The 17,622-nt window shown below is 71.0% G+C and carries 13 protein-coding genes; 6 read left to right on the top strand and 7 right to left on the bottom strand.

What is annotated here, in order from left to right; all coding sequences use genetic code 11:
* Positions 1-97 precede the first annotated feature (97 nt).
* The 5 genes from ACFYQQ_RS35480 to ACFYQQ_RS35500 all read right to left on the bottom strand — a co-directional run bounded on the left by ACFYQQ_RS35480 (position 98) and on the right by ACFYQQ_RS35500 (position 4,451).
* A complete protein-coding gene (locus ACFYQQ_RS35480; RefSeq protein WP_355779906.1) occupies positions 98-400 on the bottom strand; it encodes a WXG100 family type VII secretion target in 303 nt (100 codons plus the stop codon).
* Between the two features lie 67 nt (positions 401-467).
* The gene (locus ACFYQQ_RS35485; protein ID WP_355779908.1) at positions 468-809 is read right to left on the bottom strand and encodes a WXG100 family type VII secretion target; all 342 of its coding nucleotides are present in this window, start codon (positions 807-809) and stop codon (positions 468-470) included.
* Positions 810-928: 119 nt separating this feature from the next.
* The gene (locus ACFYQQ_RS35490) at positions 929-2,080 is read right to left on the bottom strand and encodes a S8 family serine peptidase (RefSeq protein ID WP_388906658.1); all 1,152 of its coding nucleotides are present in this window, start codon (positions 2,078-2,080) and stop codon (positions 929-931) included.
* Between the two features lie 113 nt (positions 2,081-2,193).
* Entirely contained in the window at positions 2,194-3,993 is a 1,800-nt protein-coding gene (locus ACFYQQ_RS35495) for a hypothetical protein (protein WP_355779914.1), read from the bottom strand.
* Positions 3,990-4,451: a hypothetical protein gene (locus tag ACFYQQ_RS35500; RefSeq protein WP_355779916.1), complete on the bottom strand. Its 462-nt coding sequence runs from the start codon at positions 4,449-4,451 to the stop codon at positions 3,990-3,992. The genes ACFYQQ_RS35495 and ACFYQQ_RS35500 overlap by 4 nt, the downstream gene beginning before the upstream one ends.
* Positions 4,452-4,960: 509 nt before the next feature.
* On the opposite strand from ACFYQQ_RS35500, the gene ACFYQQ_RS35505 reads away from it, so the two are divergent.
* From ACFYQQ_RS35505 to ACFYQQ_RS35515, 3 genes are read left to right on the top strand one after another with little or no spacing between them, the layout of a single operon-like run.
* The gene (locus ACFYQQ_RS35505) at positions 4,961-5,404 is read left to right on the top strand and encodes a hypothetical protein (RefSeq protein ID WP_355779919.1); all 444 of its coding nucleotides are present in this window, start codon (positions 4,961-4,963) and stop codon (positions 5,402-5,404) included.
* 41 nt (positions 5,405-5,445) lie between these two features.
* A complete protein-coding gene (locus ACFYQQ_RS35510; RefSeq protein WP_355779921.1) occupies positions 5,446-7,557 on the top strand; it encodes a DUF6571 family protein in 2,112 nt (703 codons plus the stop codon).
* A 5-nt stretch (positions 7,558-7,562) separates the two neighbouring features.
* A complete protein-coding gene (locus ACFYQQ_RS35515) occupies positions 7,563-8,123 on the top strand; it encodes a hypothetical protein (RefSeq protein ID WP_388906663.1) in 561 nt (186 codons plus the stop codon).
* Here the strand turns inward: ACFYQQ_RS35515 and mycP are convergent.
* Together mycP and eccB are read right to left on the bottom strand one after the other, a co-directional pair.
* On the bottom strand, positions 8,120-9,370 hold the full coding sequence (mycP, locus tag ACFYQQ_RS35520) for a type VII secretion-associated serine protease mycosin (protein ID WP_355779926.1): 1,251 nt from the start codon (positions 9,368-9,370) through the stop codon (positions 8,120-8,122). The genes ACFYQQ_RS35515 and mycP overlap by 4 nt on opposite strands.
* Positions 9,371-9,383: 13 nt before the next feature.
* Positions 9,384-10,913, bottom strand: coding sequence for a type VII secretion protein EccB (gene eccB / locus ACFYQQ_RS35525; protein ID WP_355779928.1), 1,530 nt, complete (start codon positions 10,911-10,913; stop codon positions 9,384-9,386).
* Between the two features lie 197 nt (positions 10,914-11,110).
* On the opposite strand from eccB, the gene eccE reads away from it, so the two are divergent.
* The 3 genes from eccE to ACFYQQ_RS35540 all read left to right on the top strand — a co-directional run bounded on the left by eccE (position 11,111) and on the right by ACFYQQ_RS35540 (position 17,375).
* The gene (gene eccE / locus ACFYQQ_RS35530; protein WP_355779931.1) at positions 11,111-12,445 is read left to right on the top strand and encodes a type VII secretion protein EccE; all 1,335 of its coding nucleotides are present in this window, start codon (positions 11,111-11,113) and stop codon (positions 12,443-12,445) included.
* A 5-nt stretch (positions 12,446-12,450) separates the two neighbouring features.
* The gene (locus ACFYQQ_RS35535; RefSeq protein ID WP_355779934.1) at positions 12,451-13,311 is read left to right on the top strand and encodes a hypothetical protein; all 861 of its coding nucleotides are present in this window, start codon (positions 12,451-12,453) and stop codon (positions 13,309-13,311) included.
* A 335-nt stretch (positions 13,312-13,646) separates the two neighbouring features.
* Positions 13,647-17,375, top strand: a complete 3,729-nt coding sequence (locus ACFYQQ_RS35540; RefSeq protein ID WP_388906668.1) for an SCO5717 family growth-regulating ATPase — start codon at positions 13,647-13,649, stop codon at positions 17,373-17,375.
* Positions 17,376-17,622: the final 247 nt, after the last annotated feature.

Below are 17,622 nucleotides of genomic sequence, written 5' to 3' on the forward strand. Positions count from 1 at the left end.
AGCGCGGTGCCGCTTCTCAGGAACCCTGTGATCAGGGCACAGTTCGGGGTGGGCGCCTCCCGCGCGCGCCCACCCCGGTGACCTGTGCTCATCAGCGCTACGCGTAGTAGCTGGCGGCCTTCTTGTCGCCGCCCATGTAGTCACCGCCGGCGCGGCCGACGACCTGCGCGATGGAGACCAGGGCCTGGTGGATGTCCCGGGCTTCCTTGTCCCAGAGGGCCTGCTGCTGCTTGTACATGTTGTGGGCCTCGCCCTCCCAGCCGGAGGCAACGCTGGCGACCATCTTCTTGATCTCTTCCAGGTCCTGCTCGAGCTGCTTCGCCTGGTTGCCGATCTCGGTCGCGGCGGCGTCGAGGGCCCCGTACTTGACTACGAGTTCATCGTGGCTGTTGCCGGCCATACTCACTCCACTCCTTCATGTTGTGCATCGACGGATCCGGCCCCGGGTGTCCGAGGACGGCACTCGCTCAGAACCCGCTGAGGCTCGACTTCGGGGCTCCGTCGTACACGTTGATGCTGTTGACGGCCTGACGGACGTCGTCCTCGGTGCCGTCCTTGATCTTCCGGGTGGCGCTCATGGCCTCGAGGAACTTGGTGAGGATGTTGCCGATCCGCACCAGGGACGTGTTGATCTCGTACTGCTTGGTGTTGAAGGCACCGGCACCGATGCCCTTCCACTGACCGCTCTCGAGGCTGTCGATGGTGCCCTGGAGGCGGTGGACCTGCCCCTTGATCGACTCGAACTTCGTCGCGATGTCCTGCTCGAGCTTGACTACTTGGGCATCTGATAGCCGCTGGCCGTCTGCCATGAATGGGCTTCCTTCCTGGATTGCCGTGCGAACGTGCCGGGTTCGCGCGCCACCGGGCGGTGGGTGCGCGACCCGGCCTGGAAAGTCGGGCCGGAGTTGGACCGGAGGGGAGGGCTTGCTCAGCCGTTGCGGCGCGCACGCAGCACGGCGAAGCCGCCTCCTCCGATCACCGCCGCCGCGGCGACGGCTCCCAGGACCACCCACAGCGTGTTGCCGTCGGACGGCTCCGAGCTTGATCCTGCCGCTGAAGTCTCCCCGCCTGAAGTGCTTTTCGGGGGCTGTGACGAGGCTGGGACGGAGGTGGAGGGGGTGGCGCCCGCGGCTCCGGCCGGTGTCTTCTCGTTGGTGATCGGGTTGACGTCGGCGGGGCCTGGGTCGCCCTTGCCCTTGAGCAGATTGGCGCTGGGGCGGATGAGTCCGTAGCCGAGGTACTTGCTCGGCGTGTTCTTCGGCCAGTCACGCGCCGCCGTGTCGATCAGAACGCGGAGCACCTGGTTCGCCGTCCACTCGGGGTGCGCGGACCAGACGAGGGCGGCAGCGGCGGAGGCGATGGCGGAGGCTTGGCTGGTGCCCGTGCTCTTGCAATAGCTGTGGAACGTGTTGTCGCACCACACTGGTACGTCCAAGCCCGGTGCCGCCAGAGTGATGTAGTCCCCCGACTGCGAGAACTCGCCTACGGCACCACTTTCGTCAGCCGCTCCCACTCCGACTACTTCCGGGTACGCAGCTGGGTAGCCGATGAAGTTGTCGGTGTCGCCGTCGTTCCCGACAGAGGCGAAGAGCAACTTGCCCTTTTCCGCCGCATACTTGACGGCAGCCTTTTCGTCCTCTTCCGGCGTATACCCACCGATCGACATATTGATGATCCGCGCGTCGGAGTCGGCTGCTGCACGGATCGCCTCAGCGGGCGAAGAGGTGCGCTTGCGCTCGGCCTTGTCCTTGAGTGACGAGAGCGTCACCCTGAACGGGATGATTTTCGCCTCGGGCGCAAGGCCTCGAATGCTGTTCCCGCGACCTGTGCCCGCGATCAACTCGGCCATACTCGTACCGTGGCCCTGGTAGTCCTTGGTCGCCCCATAGGCCACCTCGCGTGGAACGTCCTCGGTCAGCAGTTGCCCCTTCAGCCCAGGTGTTGAAGCACTGACGCCACTGTCCAGCACCGCGACCTTGATGCCCTTGCCCGTGCTGACCTTCCACATCTGCGGAGCGGACAAGGCCTCCAGGTACCACTGCTTCGGTGACGCGCCGTCGGCGTGTGCCTGCGGAGTCATTCCCGCGGATACACCGACGCAGACAGCGAATGCAGCGGCTGCCGACGCAGTCCTTCGCCAGACGCCGCCCCGACGTGTCGCCGTTCCCGTGCCGAGTCGGCTGGTTCCTGCCTTCATGCCTCTGAACGTCCCTGCTCGCGCCTGTCGGTCACTGGTGGTGCAGAGCCCTGCCCGGGAGGGGTGCTCTCTTCGTCGGTCGTGCCTTCCTCAGCCTTCCGGGAGGCACTGCGACCGGCATTATGCGCGGATCGGCTATTGCTCGGAGAGCTACGCACCAGCCCCGCGCCGCCTGCGGTAGGAACTCCACGAGTGTTACGAGGTCCAGCAGCTCGGCCTTGAGGGGCACCGACCACTCCGTCGGCATTGGCCGTCGAGCGAGCGCCGGCAGAGCGGCCCTCACCGCTCGTCGCACCCGGATTGCCGATCACACCACGTTGCCTGACCCTTGCGCCCGTACCCGCGCCTGGGTTTCGTGCGGCAGCGGACTTCTCGCCGCCGATGACCGTGCCTCGGGGGACCCGTGAACCGGAACCGCTGGGTGCGGCCCCGGTCGGACGCCCGCCCACGACTCCGTTGCTGCGCGCTGCGCCGGTGGCCCCACTACGCGGCGCATTGTTCGCTCCGGTGGCCCTCGGCGTGCCTCCTGAGACCGGTCGCCCCATAGGGGATCTGGCACTCGCCGACGAGCGTCCCCCGGCCGTGCCTTGGCCGGTCGCTGCCGCGCGTCCCATGGGACCGGCGGTGCGGTTCGCGGCGTTCGCGGCCGCGCGGCCGGTAGCAGCGGGATTACCTGCTCGCCCGGTGGCGGCCGGGTTGCCTGCTCGTCCCGTAGCGGCCGGGTTTCCGGTTCTTGCCGCGCTTTGTCGAGCGCTCGCCTGAGTCTGCCCAGTCGCCCTTGGTCCACCTGAGGCAGTGAGGGACTTGGACGGACCACTCGCTCCCGTTTTCACGAATCCCGGAGCGAACGGCATCGGGGTACCGGTCGAGGACGGCGTCCCGCTGCTCGTCGAAACGGGCGTGTTGGTGGTGGGCGCGTTCACCGTGGGCAGGGTGGCCACGCTGTCGATCTCCGTACCGACGTGCGCCACTGGCGGGGCAATCGACTGGCCCAGTTCGGTGCCCCCGGGCTGTCCCTCGGAGGCCGTCCCGACATGCCCGTAAGCGGCGTGCGGGCTACCAGCCTGCCTCCCGCCACCCCCTTGCGCACCGATCTGTTCTTCTCGCCCGCCCCAACCACCGCCAGAAGCCGGCTTGGGAACCCCAAGGTCCGGCATCGTCGAGAACGTGGGCGGTTCGCTCGCTGCCAGGGTTTGCTCCGAGACGGAGTAGAAGGACGCGAGGCGGTTCATCTGGTTGATGGCCTCTTGGCGGTCCTTCTCCACCTTCAGGGCAGCGGCATAGTCCTCGTTGCCCTCGACCCTGCCCGGCGTGGGGATGTCGTCCACGGTCTTCTTGTCGGTCCTGGTGTCACGCGGCGGCATCGCCTTGCGCACGGACGCCAGACCCGTACCGGCAGCGGTGATCTGTACGCCCGCGACCTCCGCGTAGTCCGCCAGCAGGTTCGAGTCCTTGGCGAGGTTCCGCCCCCACTTACGGAAGGCGTCACCGGCCTCGCCCTCCCACTCGACGCGGTCGATGTGCTCGCTGAGCTCCTTCGCCGCGGCGCTGATGGCGTCCCGTGCCTTCCACAGGGCCTCGCCGGCGCGCTCGAGTTCCTCGGGCTTGGTGTTCTCCACCAGGTCGATCATCGCGTTGAGGGAGTGCCCCTCGAAGTTCGTGCTCCCGAACATGTTCATCCGGGCGAACCCGAAGGCGTCGTGCATGATCTCCGACACGCGGTTCGGCATGTCGGTGACGCCTACCTGGACGTCGGCCGCCTCGTGGACGTCCTTGGGCTGCTCTTTGTCCGTCACTCGTCGTCCCCCCAGCCGCCGTCGACCTTCTTGTCGTTGCTGCGCTGCGGCTGCTGCTTGCCGTCCTTGGTCCGCTGCGCGGCTTCGTGCTCGTGGTCCACCTTGGCCTTGATCGCCCAGAAGCGACTGCGCAGATCGTCCTCGAGATTGTCGTACGTGACGTCCGCGCCGTACACCGCGATGCCCATAGCCTCGATCTGGAGACCCAGCGTCTTGGAGAGCGAGGTGAGGCGCTCGTGCACCTGGTGGTACTGCGTGTAGAGGCCGTCAGCCTCGGGGAAGTCGCCCGCTCCACTGAAGGCGTGCTTCGGGATGGTGTGCGCCGCGACCTTGGACGCGTCGGCCGCCGAGCCCTCGAACTCCGTCAGCAGTGTGTCCACGCGCTTCTTGAAGTCCTTCAAGGCTTCGAGACCCCGTCTCAGGCCCACCGCCCCGCTGCCCATGTCCGCAGGAAGCACGATGCGTCCCCTTCCCCGTTCCCCGTTTGTCCAGCTGTCGAGCGGCTGTTGCGGCTCAACCGCCCGCAGCGCACTCATTGACCACTGTAGTCACTGTGTAAATCGCGGCCAACTGAACTTCGTACTGAGTCAGTTACGAAGCAGTCGGGAGGTCGACAGTAGCCGTCCGTCAATCGATCTCAAATATCCAGATAGAGCGCCAAATCACACATCTCCTCCGTGGTCGAGTGGTGACTCTCACCATCCCCCGGGCCTCGCCGCCGACCTGAGTGGATCTTTGCAACTACAAAACCTGCGGGTGCCGCCGCCCGTTCCCGTGTTGACGGCGGCTGAGCGGGGGTCAAGTCGCGCCACCCCCGTCCCTCCAACGTGTCGCGGCAACCCGCTCACCGCACGTACTCGCACTTCGCGCACCCCTCCCCCTTCCGGCGTCCCGCTCGGCACCCACGAACAACGCTACTCTGCGTCACTGACAACGACTGAGAGTGCACTTGGGGAGGTGGCCCGCCGTGACGTGGGACGAGTGGGAGCAGGCGCGAGGGCGGGCCGCCGGGCAGGTCGGCGTACGGCTGGACCAGTTGCCGGCGCAGCGGAATGGCCCCGCCGGCGGCGGTGCCGGCGGCCCTGATCTGGCGTCACGTCCCGCCGAGAAGAAGGCCGCCGCGCGGGCCATCGAGGAGCATCTGGAGCCCGACACGCGGAAGTCGGGCGCCTGGGCCGACGAGGAGACTACCGCCGCCGTCAAGGAGTTCGGGGCGCGGGACGGGCACGGATGGGTGACGTCCGGCGCCCTCAAGCGCGCGCACAAGGCGTGGGGCGATCAGGTCAAGGCGTTGATGGACCGGCTCGGTTCGGAGAAGGACGCGCTGCGCAGCACCTCGGCCCTCTTCCAGAAGACGGACGTCGGGGTGGGTGCGCAGGTACGTCGCCCGTCAGGTCTCGACCTGCTCTAGTCCGAGTCGGGACCTCAACCCCGTTGCTGAGCAGTCGCGTTGTGCTGATCGCACTTCTCCTCGTCCTCGTTGCCGTCCTCGTCCTCACCCCTGGAACCATGCCGACGTACCACGAGATCATGACCACCGACCTCTCCTCTCTCGTCACCGCCGCCGAGCGCTGGGACGGCATGGCCGGGGAGTTCGAGAAGCGCGAGGCCCAGTACCGACGAGACGTGTACGGCGTCTCCGTCGGGCGCTCCTGGGAGGGGATGAGCGCGGACGCGGCCCACGCCCGTTTCGACATCACCCTCAAGGAGTTCCAGGCCGCCCAGACCGAGGCCAAGGCGCTCGCGTCGCTACTGCGGGACGCGCACGCGCAGTTCGTCGAGCTGCGCGGCAAGGTCAAGGCCGTACGGCGGGAGGCCGTGGAAGCGGGTATGCGGGTCTCCGAACGGGGAGTCGTCTCGTACGCCGGGCAAAGCGCGTCGGTGCACCCGGACGCCGGCCACGCCCAGCGGGCCTGCACGTCGACGTCCTCCTGGCAGGACAGCCTCGACCGCGCGGTCCGTGCCGTCGCCGACGCCGACCGGGGACTCGAGATCGCCCTCAAGGCCGTCACCGTCGACTCCGACGTCACGGACGGCACCTGCGACGGCTTCAACTCCCGTGCCCGCGGCGACATCGAGAAGTACGAGGCAGAGGCTGCGGACGCCATCGCCCTCCGGCTGAACGGCGGTGCGGAACTGTCCGACCGCGATGTCGCGGAGCTGCGGCGCACCTTCCGCGACAACGGCCACGACAAGGCGTTCAGCCGCACGTTCCTCGACGGACTCGGCGCCGGCGGCACCATCAGGATGACCAACCGTCTCAACGACCTCATCCACGTCCGTGGCGGCAAGGGCGTCCGCGACTTCTCGACGATCGAGTCCGGACTGGCACGCACCCTCGCCACGGCCACCAAGGACACGAAGTCCAAGTGGTACGAGGAATGGCGGCGCGACATGCGGAAGGCCGGCGTCGAGCGGTACGAGACGGACTTCCAGGGCGCCCGTCTCGACAAGGCCCGCGGTTACCAGTCACTCGTCACCCTCATGCAGAAGGGGGACGGTTACGCGCCTCAGTTCCTGAAGGATCTGGGTGACGACATCATCAGGGCCGAGAAGAGCGACCCCGACGTCTGGGATCTCAAGGGCGGCTACTCCGGCAGGCGGGACGGGTGGTTCGCGAACGATCCGCTCGACGGGCTGCTCGGCGTGATGAGCCACGATCCGGACACCGCCGCGTCCTATCTGAAGTCCGACGACCGGATGAAGTACCTCATGGAGGAGCGCGACTGGAAGGTGGTCGAGGAGGCGCAGGAAGGCGCCAAGGCTCCGACCTACGGCGCCGCCCTGGACAAGGACGACCGCGCCGGGTTCGCGGCCGCGCTCCAGGCCTCGACGACGGGGATCGATCCCTCCGACCGGGACGCGGAGTTCGTCCCCCACTCCGAGGAGAACAAGGCGATTCTCCGGTCCACGGTGCGGTATCTCGCCGACAGCGGCGACGACTTCCCGCCCTCCCTGCGGGAGCCCGTGGCCAGGATCCTCGCCAATCACGGCGACACCGTGCACGTGGCTGCCAGCAGCATCGACATGTCGGAGGCGCCGCTGAAGCAGGAGCAGCTGATCGAGGTCATGAAGCAGGTGTCCAGGGATCAGGGCGCCTACGGGACCCTGAACCGCGGGATGAACCAGGCGCTGGTCGCCGCGATCCACGAGCCCGATCAGCGGTACCCCGACGAGTCCCTTCTCCGCGCGGGACGCACGGTCGGCTTCATGGAGGAGGCCCGCGCCCAGGTGGCAGCGGAGCCCAAGACGGCGGAGATCCAGGGCAAGTGGGTGGTCGACCAGGCGATCGGCTACCTCCCCGTGGGCAGCGGCGAGGTGCAGGCAGGCGTGGACTACGTGACCGAGCAGTGGCTCGCCGATGAGCAAAGACGCCTTGATGACGAGATGGCCGACCGGAAGGTGGCCACCTACGACAACCGGATCTCTCAGCTGATGGCTCTGAGCGGTGAATGGTGGTCGGCACATGGGACTGGCGGTCCGACGCCGTACCCCATCAGGAGTACCGCCGAAGAAGCGACGGAGGCCGGAATCAGCCGGGCTCAGGGAGTGTCAGGAGTGTAAGTCCGTTGAAACTCAGGGGAATCGCATGGCTCGGCCTTCTGCCGGCTCTGGTTCTTGTCGCATGCAGCCGCACCTACTCCGAGGACAGCATTCCGAGGACTCTCTGTGGTACGCCCGTCAGCAGAAAACTGTCCAACGGGCTACTTCACCCGCTGGACAAGGTCACGGAGTGGACGAGCGCCGGTTTCAGGGAACCGGGAGCCTCATCGTCCTGCGTGGTCTACGTGGGCGACGAGCGTGCGCTGCACCTGAAGTTCGCCTCTCACGGCGGCCCCATGAGCCCCATGAAGGCCGCCTCCCCCGACAACTCCGTAACCGGGCTCCAGAACGCCCGGCCCCTCCCCCGTATCCCCCTCGCCGACAAGGCCGTCGGGGCCGATGACGGGGCCATCGCCACCACGCGGTGCAAGGACGGGAGCGGGGCCGATCACTTCACGCTCGCGCTCAAGGTGACGCGGGGGGAGTTCGACGCGGAGCGCCGGGTCGCCATCGAGAGGTTCATGCGGGCCTACATGCCGGCCACGGTGAAGACGCTCCACTGTCAGGAGAAGCGGCCCTCCCGTTAGCGGCCGGCGACCCGGCGGGAGCGGCGCCGCGCGTCCCGTACGGCGACGGCCGTTCCACCCAGTGCGGCGACCAGGACCGCCGCGCCGACGGCCACGTACGTGCCGAGGCGGGCGTTGCGTTCGTCAGGGGACTCGCCGAGCTGGAGCCTGGCCGGGGTGGGGGCCTCCGCCTTGGTGACGCCCTCGTGGGGGCGGGGTGACTCGATCGGCTGGTCGTCCTCCGTCAGGGCGCGGACCGGGTCCACCACGCCCCAGCCGACGAGGCGGTCGTGGCCCGCGACGGAGCGCTCCGCGGTCTGCTCGATCTGGGCGACGATCTCGCGCTGGGTCCAGTCGCCGTGCTTCGCCTTGATGAGCGCGGCGACTCCGGCCACGTAAGGGGCGGAGAAACTGGTGCCGTTGTCGGGGCAGTGGCCGCCCTTGGGGACGGTGGAGATCATGTCGACGCCGGGTGCGGCCACGCCGACGAACTCGCCGGACTGGGAGAAGGCGGCGCGCTCGTTGTTGCGGTCGGAGGAGGCCACGGCGAGGACACCGTCGTACGAGGCCGGGTAGGTCCGCTTGACGTTGCCGCCGAGGCCGTCGTTGCCCGCGGAGGCGACGACCACGATCTGCCGGGCCAGCGCCGCGTCCACCGCCTGCTTGAGGTCGGGTGCGGGCTCGACGGCGTTCGAGGTGTCCTGGGAGATGTTGATGACGTCGGCGCCCGCCTTGATCGCGTGGCGGATGGCCTTGGCGAGGGTGTCGGCCGTGCCGTGGCCCTCCGCGTCGTTCTGCTTGACCGGGATGATCGTCGCCTCCGGGGCCAGGCCCACGAAGCCGGTGCCCTTCGCGGGGCGGGCCGCGATGATGCCCGCGACGCGCGTGCCGTGGCCGACGGTGTCCGTGGTGCCCTGGGAGTTGCCGCGGTCGATCTTCTCGCCCTTGTCGTCCTTCGGAGGCAGGAAGTTGGCGCCATCTGAGGCGTCCACCGCGTGCGTCAGCTGCGGGTTCTTGACGTCGACTCCGGTGTCGATCACCGCCACCCGTACGCCCTTGCCCCGGGACTGGCTCCACAGTTCGTCGAGGAGGACGCGCTGGAGGGACCAAGGGCGGCCCGCGTACTTCTTGTTGGGGAAGGTGCACTGGTCGGTGGAGGAGTCGGCGGTGGCCGGGGGCGCGAGCGCGAGGCCGGTGAGGGTCAGCGCCGCGGCCGCTGCGGCGACCGTGCGGCGGGTGCCCGCGGCGGCGGAAGGGGCGTACGGCATGGTCTCCTCCGTCCTACGAGCCCTGCGGCTGACGTGCGGCCGACGTCGACAGGCGGGGGCCCGTGGACAGGAAGCGGGACCACTCGGCCGGGATCGGCGCCGGGTCCACGTCGGCGTAACCCAGGCGGATCTGGGCGAGTTTGGCCTCCTGTTGGAGCTGCTTGCGCTCCTTGGCCGTGGTGCCGATGCCCGAATCGTCCGTGGCGCTGTCGTCGTTGGACTGCATGGCGTAGCGCAGGCCGGTGTCGGTGACGAGGAAGACGCCGCCGGCCTTGACCTCCTCGCCCTTGAACTGGCGGTACAGCTGGCCGGAACCGGGCGTGACGTACGCGCTGTCGCTGCCGGTGGGCAGGGCGGCCGGGAATCCGGTGCCCGCCCAGGTGCTCAGCGTCGTGGCGCCCTTGTTCTCCTCGTCCACGTCGCGCAGGACGTTGCAGACGGTGTTGCGGCTGCCGTCCGTGGTGCCCGCGTCGTTGACGGCGGTCGGGGCGTGGCTCGGCCAGTCGCGGTCCGCCGCGAAGGCGGCGGTGGTCGGGACGAAGGCTCCCGCGCTGACGTCGAGGGCGTTGCCTGCCTGACCGGTGGCGACCAGATCGCGGCTGTTCAGGAGGAGTTTCGCGGTGAAGTCCGAGACGGGGACCACCTTGCCGGGCTCCACGAGGTAGTGCTGCTCGGTGTCGCCGTTGGGGGCCTTGAGGATCATGCCGATCCTGTTCGCCTCGTCGGGCAGGCTGCCCTCGACGCCCGCTCCGGCGCCGATCCGCCCCTGGACCTTCGGGAAGTCGATGGCGTCGCCCTGGTGCAGGGTCGCCAGCCAGGGGGCGGACACACGCTGCGGTTCGCGGCCGGAGCCGACCAGGGTGCGCAGGAGCAGTTCGTCGGTCGCGTCCACCTGGTACGCGGTGCCGTGCGCGTCCACGATGTAGCGGGTCTTGTCCGGGCCGACGACGTACATGAGTTCGCCGCCGCGCAGCCGGTTCCCGCCCTCGGTCTTGCGCATGTCGCGGGAGGCGAGGACGAAGGCGGCCTTCTGGATGGACCGGCCCCCGGCGCTGGGGCGTTCGCAGACGGCCCAGCGCTTCGCGGAGCCGGCCTCCTCGTCGGACGGCAGGCGGTCGGGGGCGTACGGGATGCCGATCGTGACGCCGCGCGGGATGTCGCCCTTGTCGAGGACGGACTCGTCGACGGTGACGACCTCGCCCTCACCCGTTTTGAGGAGGAGTTTGGCGGACGCCATGTTGAGGACGGGGTGGAGGCGGGTCTTGCCCTTGGTCGTCAGGACCACGTAACGGGTGGTCGACTTGCTGGCGACGATGACCTTCTCGCCGGGGCTGTCCCAGCCCTGCGGGGCGGTCGGCTTGAACATGCCCCACGCCCCGAACGCGGCCATCACGATCACCCCGACGATGACACCCGGGACGACCGCCCGCAGCGGACGCGGCGCCCCCTCCTCGGAACCGTCGGGGGACGACTGCACGAAGGACGCGAGCATGCGGCGCTTCGCGAAGGTGTAGGCGTTGAGCTGGTCCCGCCGAGATGCCATGTGTGCCCGCTTCTCCCCGTGTCTCGCCTGGTCGGCGCTCGGGGGTCACCGTCCCCCGCCCTCCGTTGTCGGACCGGCCCCCTACTATGCCTGGTAAAAGAACGGTCTCGTGGAGCGGGTAGGGTACCCGGACCTTCAAGGGCCCCATGCGGTGGCGTGATTCCAGCGAGTTGTGAGCATTACGGGGGGATGGAGTGATGGCTTCCGGAGCGCGGACGCGATTGCGCGACCGGTCACGGACGCGCGGCTCCGCGGCACCTGAACCGCCGCACGCGCAGCGGCAGTCCGCCCCGCCCGGCCGGCCGCAGGACGCGGACACGACTCATCTGCGGACACGGCCCGGGCAGTTCGGGTCGTTCCGGTTGCAACGGGTCGTCCTGCTGGAGCTCGCCGCCGCCGTGCTGCTCACCGGCTGGGTCGTCGACCCCATGGCGCTGATGGCGGCCGGCGTGATCGCCGTGGTGCTGGTGCTGCTCGCCTTCGTCCGCCGTCGCGGCCGCTCCCTGCCCGAATGGCTGGGTACGGCACGGGCGTTGCGCGCCCGCAGGCGCCAGGCGGCCGGTACGGCGATACGGCCGGGCACGGAGCCCGGTCTCGCCCCCGCCGTCGAGTGCGACCCGAGCCTGCGCACGTACGCGTACGGCGGCCGGGACCGGCGCTCCGTCGGGATGATCGGCGACGGCACGTTCGTCACCGCGGTCCTCCAGGTGGAGGCCGACGCGACGGCGCTGCGGGCCGAGCGGAGCCGGCAGCCGCTGCCGCTCGGGCTGGTGCGGGACGCCCTCGAAGTGGACGGGATCCGGCTGGAGTCGGCGCAGATCGTGCTGCACACGCAGCCCGCGCCCGCGCTGCATCTTCCCCAGCAGTCCGTGGCGGTGAGCAACTACGCGCCGCTGCAGGCGCAGACCGGGGCCCCCGCCGTGCGCATCACGTGGATCGCGCTGAAGCTGGACCCGGAGCTGTGTCCGGAGGCGGTGGCCGCGCGCGGGGGCGGGCTCGTCGGGGCGCAGAAGTGCGCCGTGCGGGCGGCCGACCATCTCGCGAGCCGGCTGACGGGCGCGGGTTTCCGTACGACGGTGCTCGACGAGGAGGAGCTGATCGCGGCCGTCGCCACGTCGGCGTGCGCCAACCCCCTGGTGACCGCCGAGGCCGGGCGGACGGACGTGCCCGAGCGGCGGACCGAGGAGTCCGGCCGCAGCTGGCGCTGCGACAACCGCCGGCACACGACGTACTGGGTGCGCCGCTGGCCCCGGCTGGGCGGGCGGGGTCCCTCGATGGCGCAGCTCGTGGCGCTGCTCACCGCCGTTCCCGCGCTGGCCACCACCTTCAGCCTCACGCTGGCGCGCGGTGAGCGGCAGGACGTCTCGCTCGTCGGGCATCTGCGTGTGACGGGGCGTTCCGACGACGAACTGGTCGCGGCCCGGCGCGCGTTGGAGGATGCCGCGCGGCAGGCGGGGGCCGGCCTGGCCCGCCTCGACCGGCAGCAACTGCCCGGCGTACTCGCCACTCTGCCCCTGGGAGGTGCCAGGTGACGGCCATGACCTCACCGCCGACGGGCGGGCCTGGCGCGCAGGCGCCGGGGCCGTACGGGCCAGGCGTGGGTCCGGCAGCGTACGTACCGGCCGGAGGCCCCGCCTCCGGTGGTCCCGCGTCTGGTGGCCCCGCGGGGCCGTCGGCCGCGGACCGGCTGCGCTCGCGGGTGCGGAGCGGGTTCGGGCTGCTCGGCCCGCGGCACGGACGGCACACGCTGTCCGCGGAGCAACTGGACGCGCTCGCCCTGCCCATCGGCGACGACGGGGTGGTCATCGGCGTGGACGCCGGCGGGCAGCCCGCGGTGCTGGGCCTCAACCGGCCCACTCCGTACGACGTCGTCCTGATCGGCGGGTTGTGGACCGCCCAGGTGCTGGCCCTGCGGGCGGCGGCCACGGGGACGCGCGTCGCCGTGGAGACCGGCCGCGCGCAGGCCTGGGCGCAGATGGTGCAGGCAGTCGGCGGCGGGCAGTCGGGGATGACCGTGTACGACGTGGGCCGGGTGCCGCCGCAGGGCGCCTCGGCCGGCAACCCGGTGCTCGTGGTGCGGGACTGCGGCATGCGGCCGCCGCGCGGGCGGGTCGTCGCGGGACCGTGGCAGGCGGTACTGACGCTGCTGCCGTATCTGAGCCCGGTGGCACCGCGGTTGATGCGGCAGGCACGGCTCGTCGGGGTCCAGCGTGTCTCGCCGGACGAGGCCGCGGAGATAAGCCGCACGCTGGCGCTGCCGCAGGGGGACATGGACTCCCTGCCGACGCTCGCCGACGGCGTCACCCTGTGGTGCGCCGATCGCGACCGGCAGTACGTGATGACCCAGCCGATGGACGCCGAGACCGGATTGTTGGGTACGCCACGCAGGATGGACTGATCCCTCAACAGGCGACCGCCCTGGGGCGTTTGAGACCGTTTCGCCCCCGCTTCCGCTCGATACGTTCACCACAATCACCCGTTTTGTTCGCGGGCGGTCCACGTGTGCACGGCACCCGTGGGCCGCGCGTGACGGAGCGGTCGGGCGCGGAGGGGTGGACGGCCCTGCCCTGGGGACGCTTGTGGTGATTAGGCTGGGACAGGGCGCGACACCGAGACCCGCGAGCGGGCCGTCGGCACCCCAGGGGGACAGCCGGGCGGATTCGGACGACTTCGGACAACGAGAGCGGTCGCCCCGGCACGGCACGAGGGTGCTCGACCACACCAGGAGGAATTGTGAACAGCGATCGGGACGGGATCCGCGGGGGCTGGGCCACGCCCGGCGATGACCAGTCCGACGCGGAGTCCGCCATCGAGACGACGGGCGAGTTCACCATCGACTACGCGCCGCCTGCCTGGTACACGCAGAACGCGTCGGGCGGTACGGCGGAGACGTCACCGGCTCCGGAGCCCCAGGCCCCGTCGCAGCCGGCCCCGCCGGCACCCCCGGCGCCTCCGTTCGGCCAGGTCCCGCCGTTCCACCAGGCTCCGCCGGTCAGTCCGGCTCCCCCGGTCGGTGCGGCGGCGACGGCTCCTCCGCCGGTCGGTGTGCCCGTCGACCTGCCGCCCCCGCCCGCGGACGGTTTCCCGCAGCAGGGCCAGCCGAGTTGGACGCAGCCGGCCCCGCCGGTCGCCGAGGCCGACAGCGGGAACGGCGACCTGGAGAGCGGCGCGACGATGCGCTTCTCCTCCGCCGCGCTGCGCCGCGAGATCGCGGACCGGGCCGAGGCCGCGGCGACCGCCGAGCCGACGAGCGCCGAGCCGACGTCTCCGGGCGCTGGTACGGGCCCCGAGGGCGCCGGTACGACGGCTGCGGGCGCCGATGCGCAGGACGGTGCCCGTACGCAAGCCGCCGCCGGGTCCGCTGCCGACGGCTCCGGTCCAGAGGCTCCCCATGTTGACGGTTCCCGTGCGGACAGTTCCCGTTCCGACGGCACCGGTCTGGACGCTTCCCGTGCCGGGGGTTCCGGCGTGGACGGGCTCGGCACTCCGCCGTTCCGGAGTGAGGAGAGCGCCGGGTCCGGAGACGCCCACGCCTCGGACGGCGCCTCCGATGCCGCCGTGGTGTCCGAGAACGCCGCTCCCCACAACGCCGTCCCCGGTGCCGATCGGGCCGAGGTCGGCCTGGGCTCCGCTGACGCAGAGGACAGTTCCTCCGGTCCCGCTCAGGACTCCGGGCCGGAGCCCGCGGCCGACGGTGCGGGTGTGACCGACGTCGACGGCACCACCGTGACGCCAGACGTCGCCGTGTCCGACGTGCGTACCGGCGACGGCGTGGACCTCTCGGCCTCCGCTGCCCCGACCGACGCCCGATCGGCCGAGGCCGGATCGACCGAGGCCGGATCGACCGAGGCCGGATCGACCGAGGCCGGATCGACCGAGCCCATCGGGCCCGCCGAGTCCGGTGCGACCAGTGCGTCCGCCCAATCCGACGTGGCCGTGGACGCCGACGGGCCTGAGGGCACCCCCGGTCCGGCGGCTCCGGTCGCCGACGCCGTTCAGGAGACCCCGGGACCGGACGCGGAAGCGCCCAACTCCCCCGAGGCCGACGGCAATCCGAACGCCCCGGCACCGCCGGATGCCGGTACGGGAGCCGATGCGGACGCGTCCGCATCCGCGCCCGGCGTGCCCACGCCCGGCCACGCCCCCGCGGGACCGCCGGCCTGGACTCCTCCCCCGGCGCCGCAGAGCGGTCTTCCGCCGCTGCCGCCCGCCTACCAGCCCGCGGCACCCGCCCCCGCCGCCCAGTGGCCCGCCTCCACGCAGCCCGCCGAGCCGCAGGCACCCGTACCCCCGCACGCCCAGCCGCAGACCGCGCAGGCCCAGCAGCCCGCCGCCCCCGCGCAGGCACCCGTGCCCCCGCAGGCCCCGGTACCGCAGCAGGCGCCCCAGCAGCCGTCCTTCCAGCCTCACGCCCACCCGGACGCGCAGCCCCGGCCCGAGGTCCCGCAGGCCGCTCAGCCTCAGGCCGCGCAGCCCGCCCCGGCCGCCTGGCAGGCGGCCCCGGCACCGCAGCCGCCCCAGCCCGCACAGCCGCAGGCCCAGCCCGCGGCGGACACCCCGCAGGTCCCGCAGGCCCCGCACGCCGGTTACGGCTTCCCTCAGCCCGGCACCCCGGGCACGCCTGCCGTGGCACCCGAAGCCCCGGCGCAGCCGACCGGTTACGGATTCCCGCAGCCTTCGACCCCGGCCCCGAACGCTCCTGTCCCGAACGCCGCTGTCCATCAGCCGCCCACACCGCAGGACCCTGCCCCTCAGTCCTCGGCGCCCCAGCCCGGCTACGGCTTCCCACAGGCCGGCGCACCGGTCCCGGCACAGGGCGGCTACGGATTCCCCCAGCCGGGAACACCGGCCCAGAACGCCCCAACTCCCCAACCGTCGGCACCCCAGGCCCCTGCACCCCAGGACTCGACACCCCAGCCCGGCTACGGCTTCCCGCACACCGCTCCGCCTGCCGCGCCCAACGCCCCCGCCCAGCCGACCGGTTACGGCATCCCGCAGCAGCCGGCGCCGCAGGGGTACCCGCAGCAGGCCGCCCCGCAGGGTGGTAACCCGCCGCAGCCTCCCGTCGCCCCCGTGGATCCCCGCGCCGGCAACGCGTGGCCGCAGCCGATCCAGCACGACCAGCGGCAGCCGGTCAACCCGGGTGCCGCGCCGCTCGGTTACACCGCGGCGGTGGAGCTGTCCTCGGACCGGCTGCTCAACAACAAGAAGCAGAAGCCGAAGAGCGGTCGTCCCACCGCGGGCGGATCGCGGTTCAAGATCGGCGGCAAGAAGGAAGAGGCGGAGCGCCAGCGGAAGTTGGAGCTGATCCGCACGCCGGTCCTGTCCTGCTACCGGATCGCCGTCATCAGCCTCAAGGGTGGCGTGGGCAAGACGACCACGACCACCGCGCTGGGCTCCACGCTCGCCAGTGAGCGGCAGGACAAGATCCTCGCGATCGACGCCAACCCGGACGCCGGCACGCTCGGACGCCGGGTGCGCCGGGAGACCGGTGCCACGATCCGCGACCTCGTGCAGGCGATCCCGTACCTCAACTCGTACATGGACATCCGGCGGTTCACGTCGCAGGCGTCCTCGGGGCTGGAGATCATCGCCAACGACGTCGACCCCGCGGTGTCGACGACGTTCAACGACGAGGACTACCGCCGGGCGATCGACGTGCTCGGCAAGCAGTACCCGATCATCCTCACCGACTCGGGCACCGGTCTGCTCTACAGCGCCATGCGCGGCGTGCTCGACCTCGCCGACCAGCTCATCATCATCTCGACGCCGTCCGTCGACGGTGCGAGCAGCGCCAGCACGACGCTGGACTGGCTGTCCGCGCACGGGTACGCGGACCTGGTCTCGCGGTCCATCACGGTGATCTCCGGGGTGCGCGAGACCGGCAAGATGATCAAGGTGGAGGACATCGTCGGGCACTTCGAGACGCGGTGCCGGGGCGTCATCGTCGTGCCGTTCGACGAGCACCTGGCGGCGGGCGCCGAGGTCGACCTGGACATGATGCGGCCGAAGGTGCGGGAGGCGTACTTCAACCTGTCCGCGCTGGTCGCCGAGGACATCGCGCGCCACCAGCAGTCGCTCGGCCTGTGGACGTCCGACGGCAACCCGCCGCCGGTCGCCGCCCCGCCGCTGCCGGGCCAGCCGATGCCGCAGCAGCCGATGCCGGGGCAGGCCCATCCCGGCCAGCCGATGCCGGGGCAGCCGTATCCCGGCCAGGCGCCCGGCCGGCCGATGCCGGGGCAGGCGCATCCGGGCGCGCCGTTCCCGGGACAGGTTCCTCAGCCGCCGCAGCCGGGACCGGCGTACCCCCAGCAGCCCGGCGGCGCCCCCTACCCGCCGCAGCAGCCCCATCCGCAGCAGGGTGCCGCTCAGCCGGGGTATCCGCAGCAGGGCGTCCCCCAGCCGGAGTACCCGCAGCACCCGGGGCAGACCCCGCCACCGTCCGCGCCCCCTCAGCAGTAGTCCGGCCGGTCCTCTCCGGGGACCGGTCACCGCCCGGGCCCGCACCGTCGACGACGGTGCGGGCCTTTCGCATGTCAGCCGGATCCCTTCTCACGCTTCCCCGGTCCACGCATGGACGATACGGAGCGTCAGGCCCCCACCTGGGCGACTTCAGGGGTCTGGACCAATGAGCGAGAAATCCGCATCAACTCGTTATTTCCGCAGGCCACATGGGGTTCACGCGCCGTTGACGTGCGGAGACCGCCGC

Origin of the sequence: Streptomyces sp. NPDC005496 (genome assembly GCF_042872045.1) — a bacterium.
Classification (GTDB): domain Bacteria; phylum Actinomycetota; class Actinomycetes; order Streptomycetales; family Streptomycetaceae; genus Streptomyces.

Coding starts and splice junctions, on each gene's coding strand:
- ACFYQQ_RS35535 (WP_355779934.1), top strand. CDS start 12,451: ATGACCTCACCGCCGACGGGCGGGCCTGGCGCGCAGGCGCCGGGGCCG.
- ACFYQQ_RS35485 (WP_355779908.1), bottom strand. CDS start 809: ATGGCAGACGGCCAGCGGCTATCAGATGCCCAAGTAGTCAAGCTCGAG.
- mycP (WP_355779926.1), bottom strand. CDS start 9,370: ATGCCGTACGCCCCTTCCGCCGCCGCGGGCACCCGCCGCACGGTCGCC.
- ACFYQQ_RS35480 (WP_355779906.1), bottom strand. CDS start 400: ATGGCCGGCAACAGCCACGATGAACTCGTAGTCAAGTACGGGGCCCTC.
- ACFYQQ_RS35490 (WP_388906658.1), bottom strand. CDS start 2,080: ATGACTCCGCAGGCACACGCCGACGGCGCGTCACCGAAGCAGTGGTAC.
- eccE (WP_355779931.1), top strand. CDS start 11,111: ATGGCTTCCGGAGCGCGGACGCGATTGCGCGACCGGTCACGGACGCGC.
- eccB (WP_355779928.1), bottom strand. CDS start 10,913: ATGGCATCTCGGCGGGACCAGCTCAACGCCTACACCTTCGCGAAGCGC.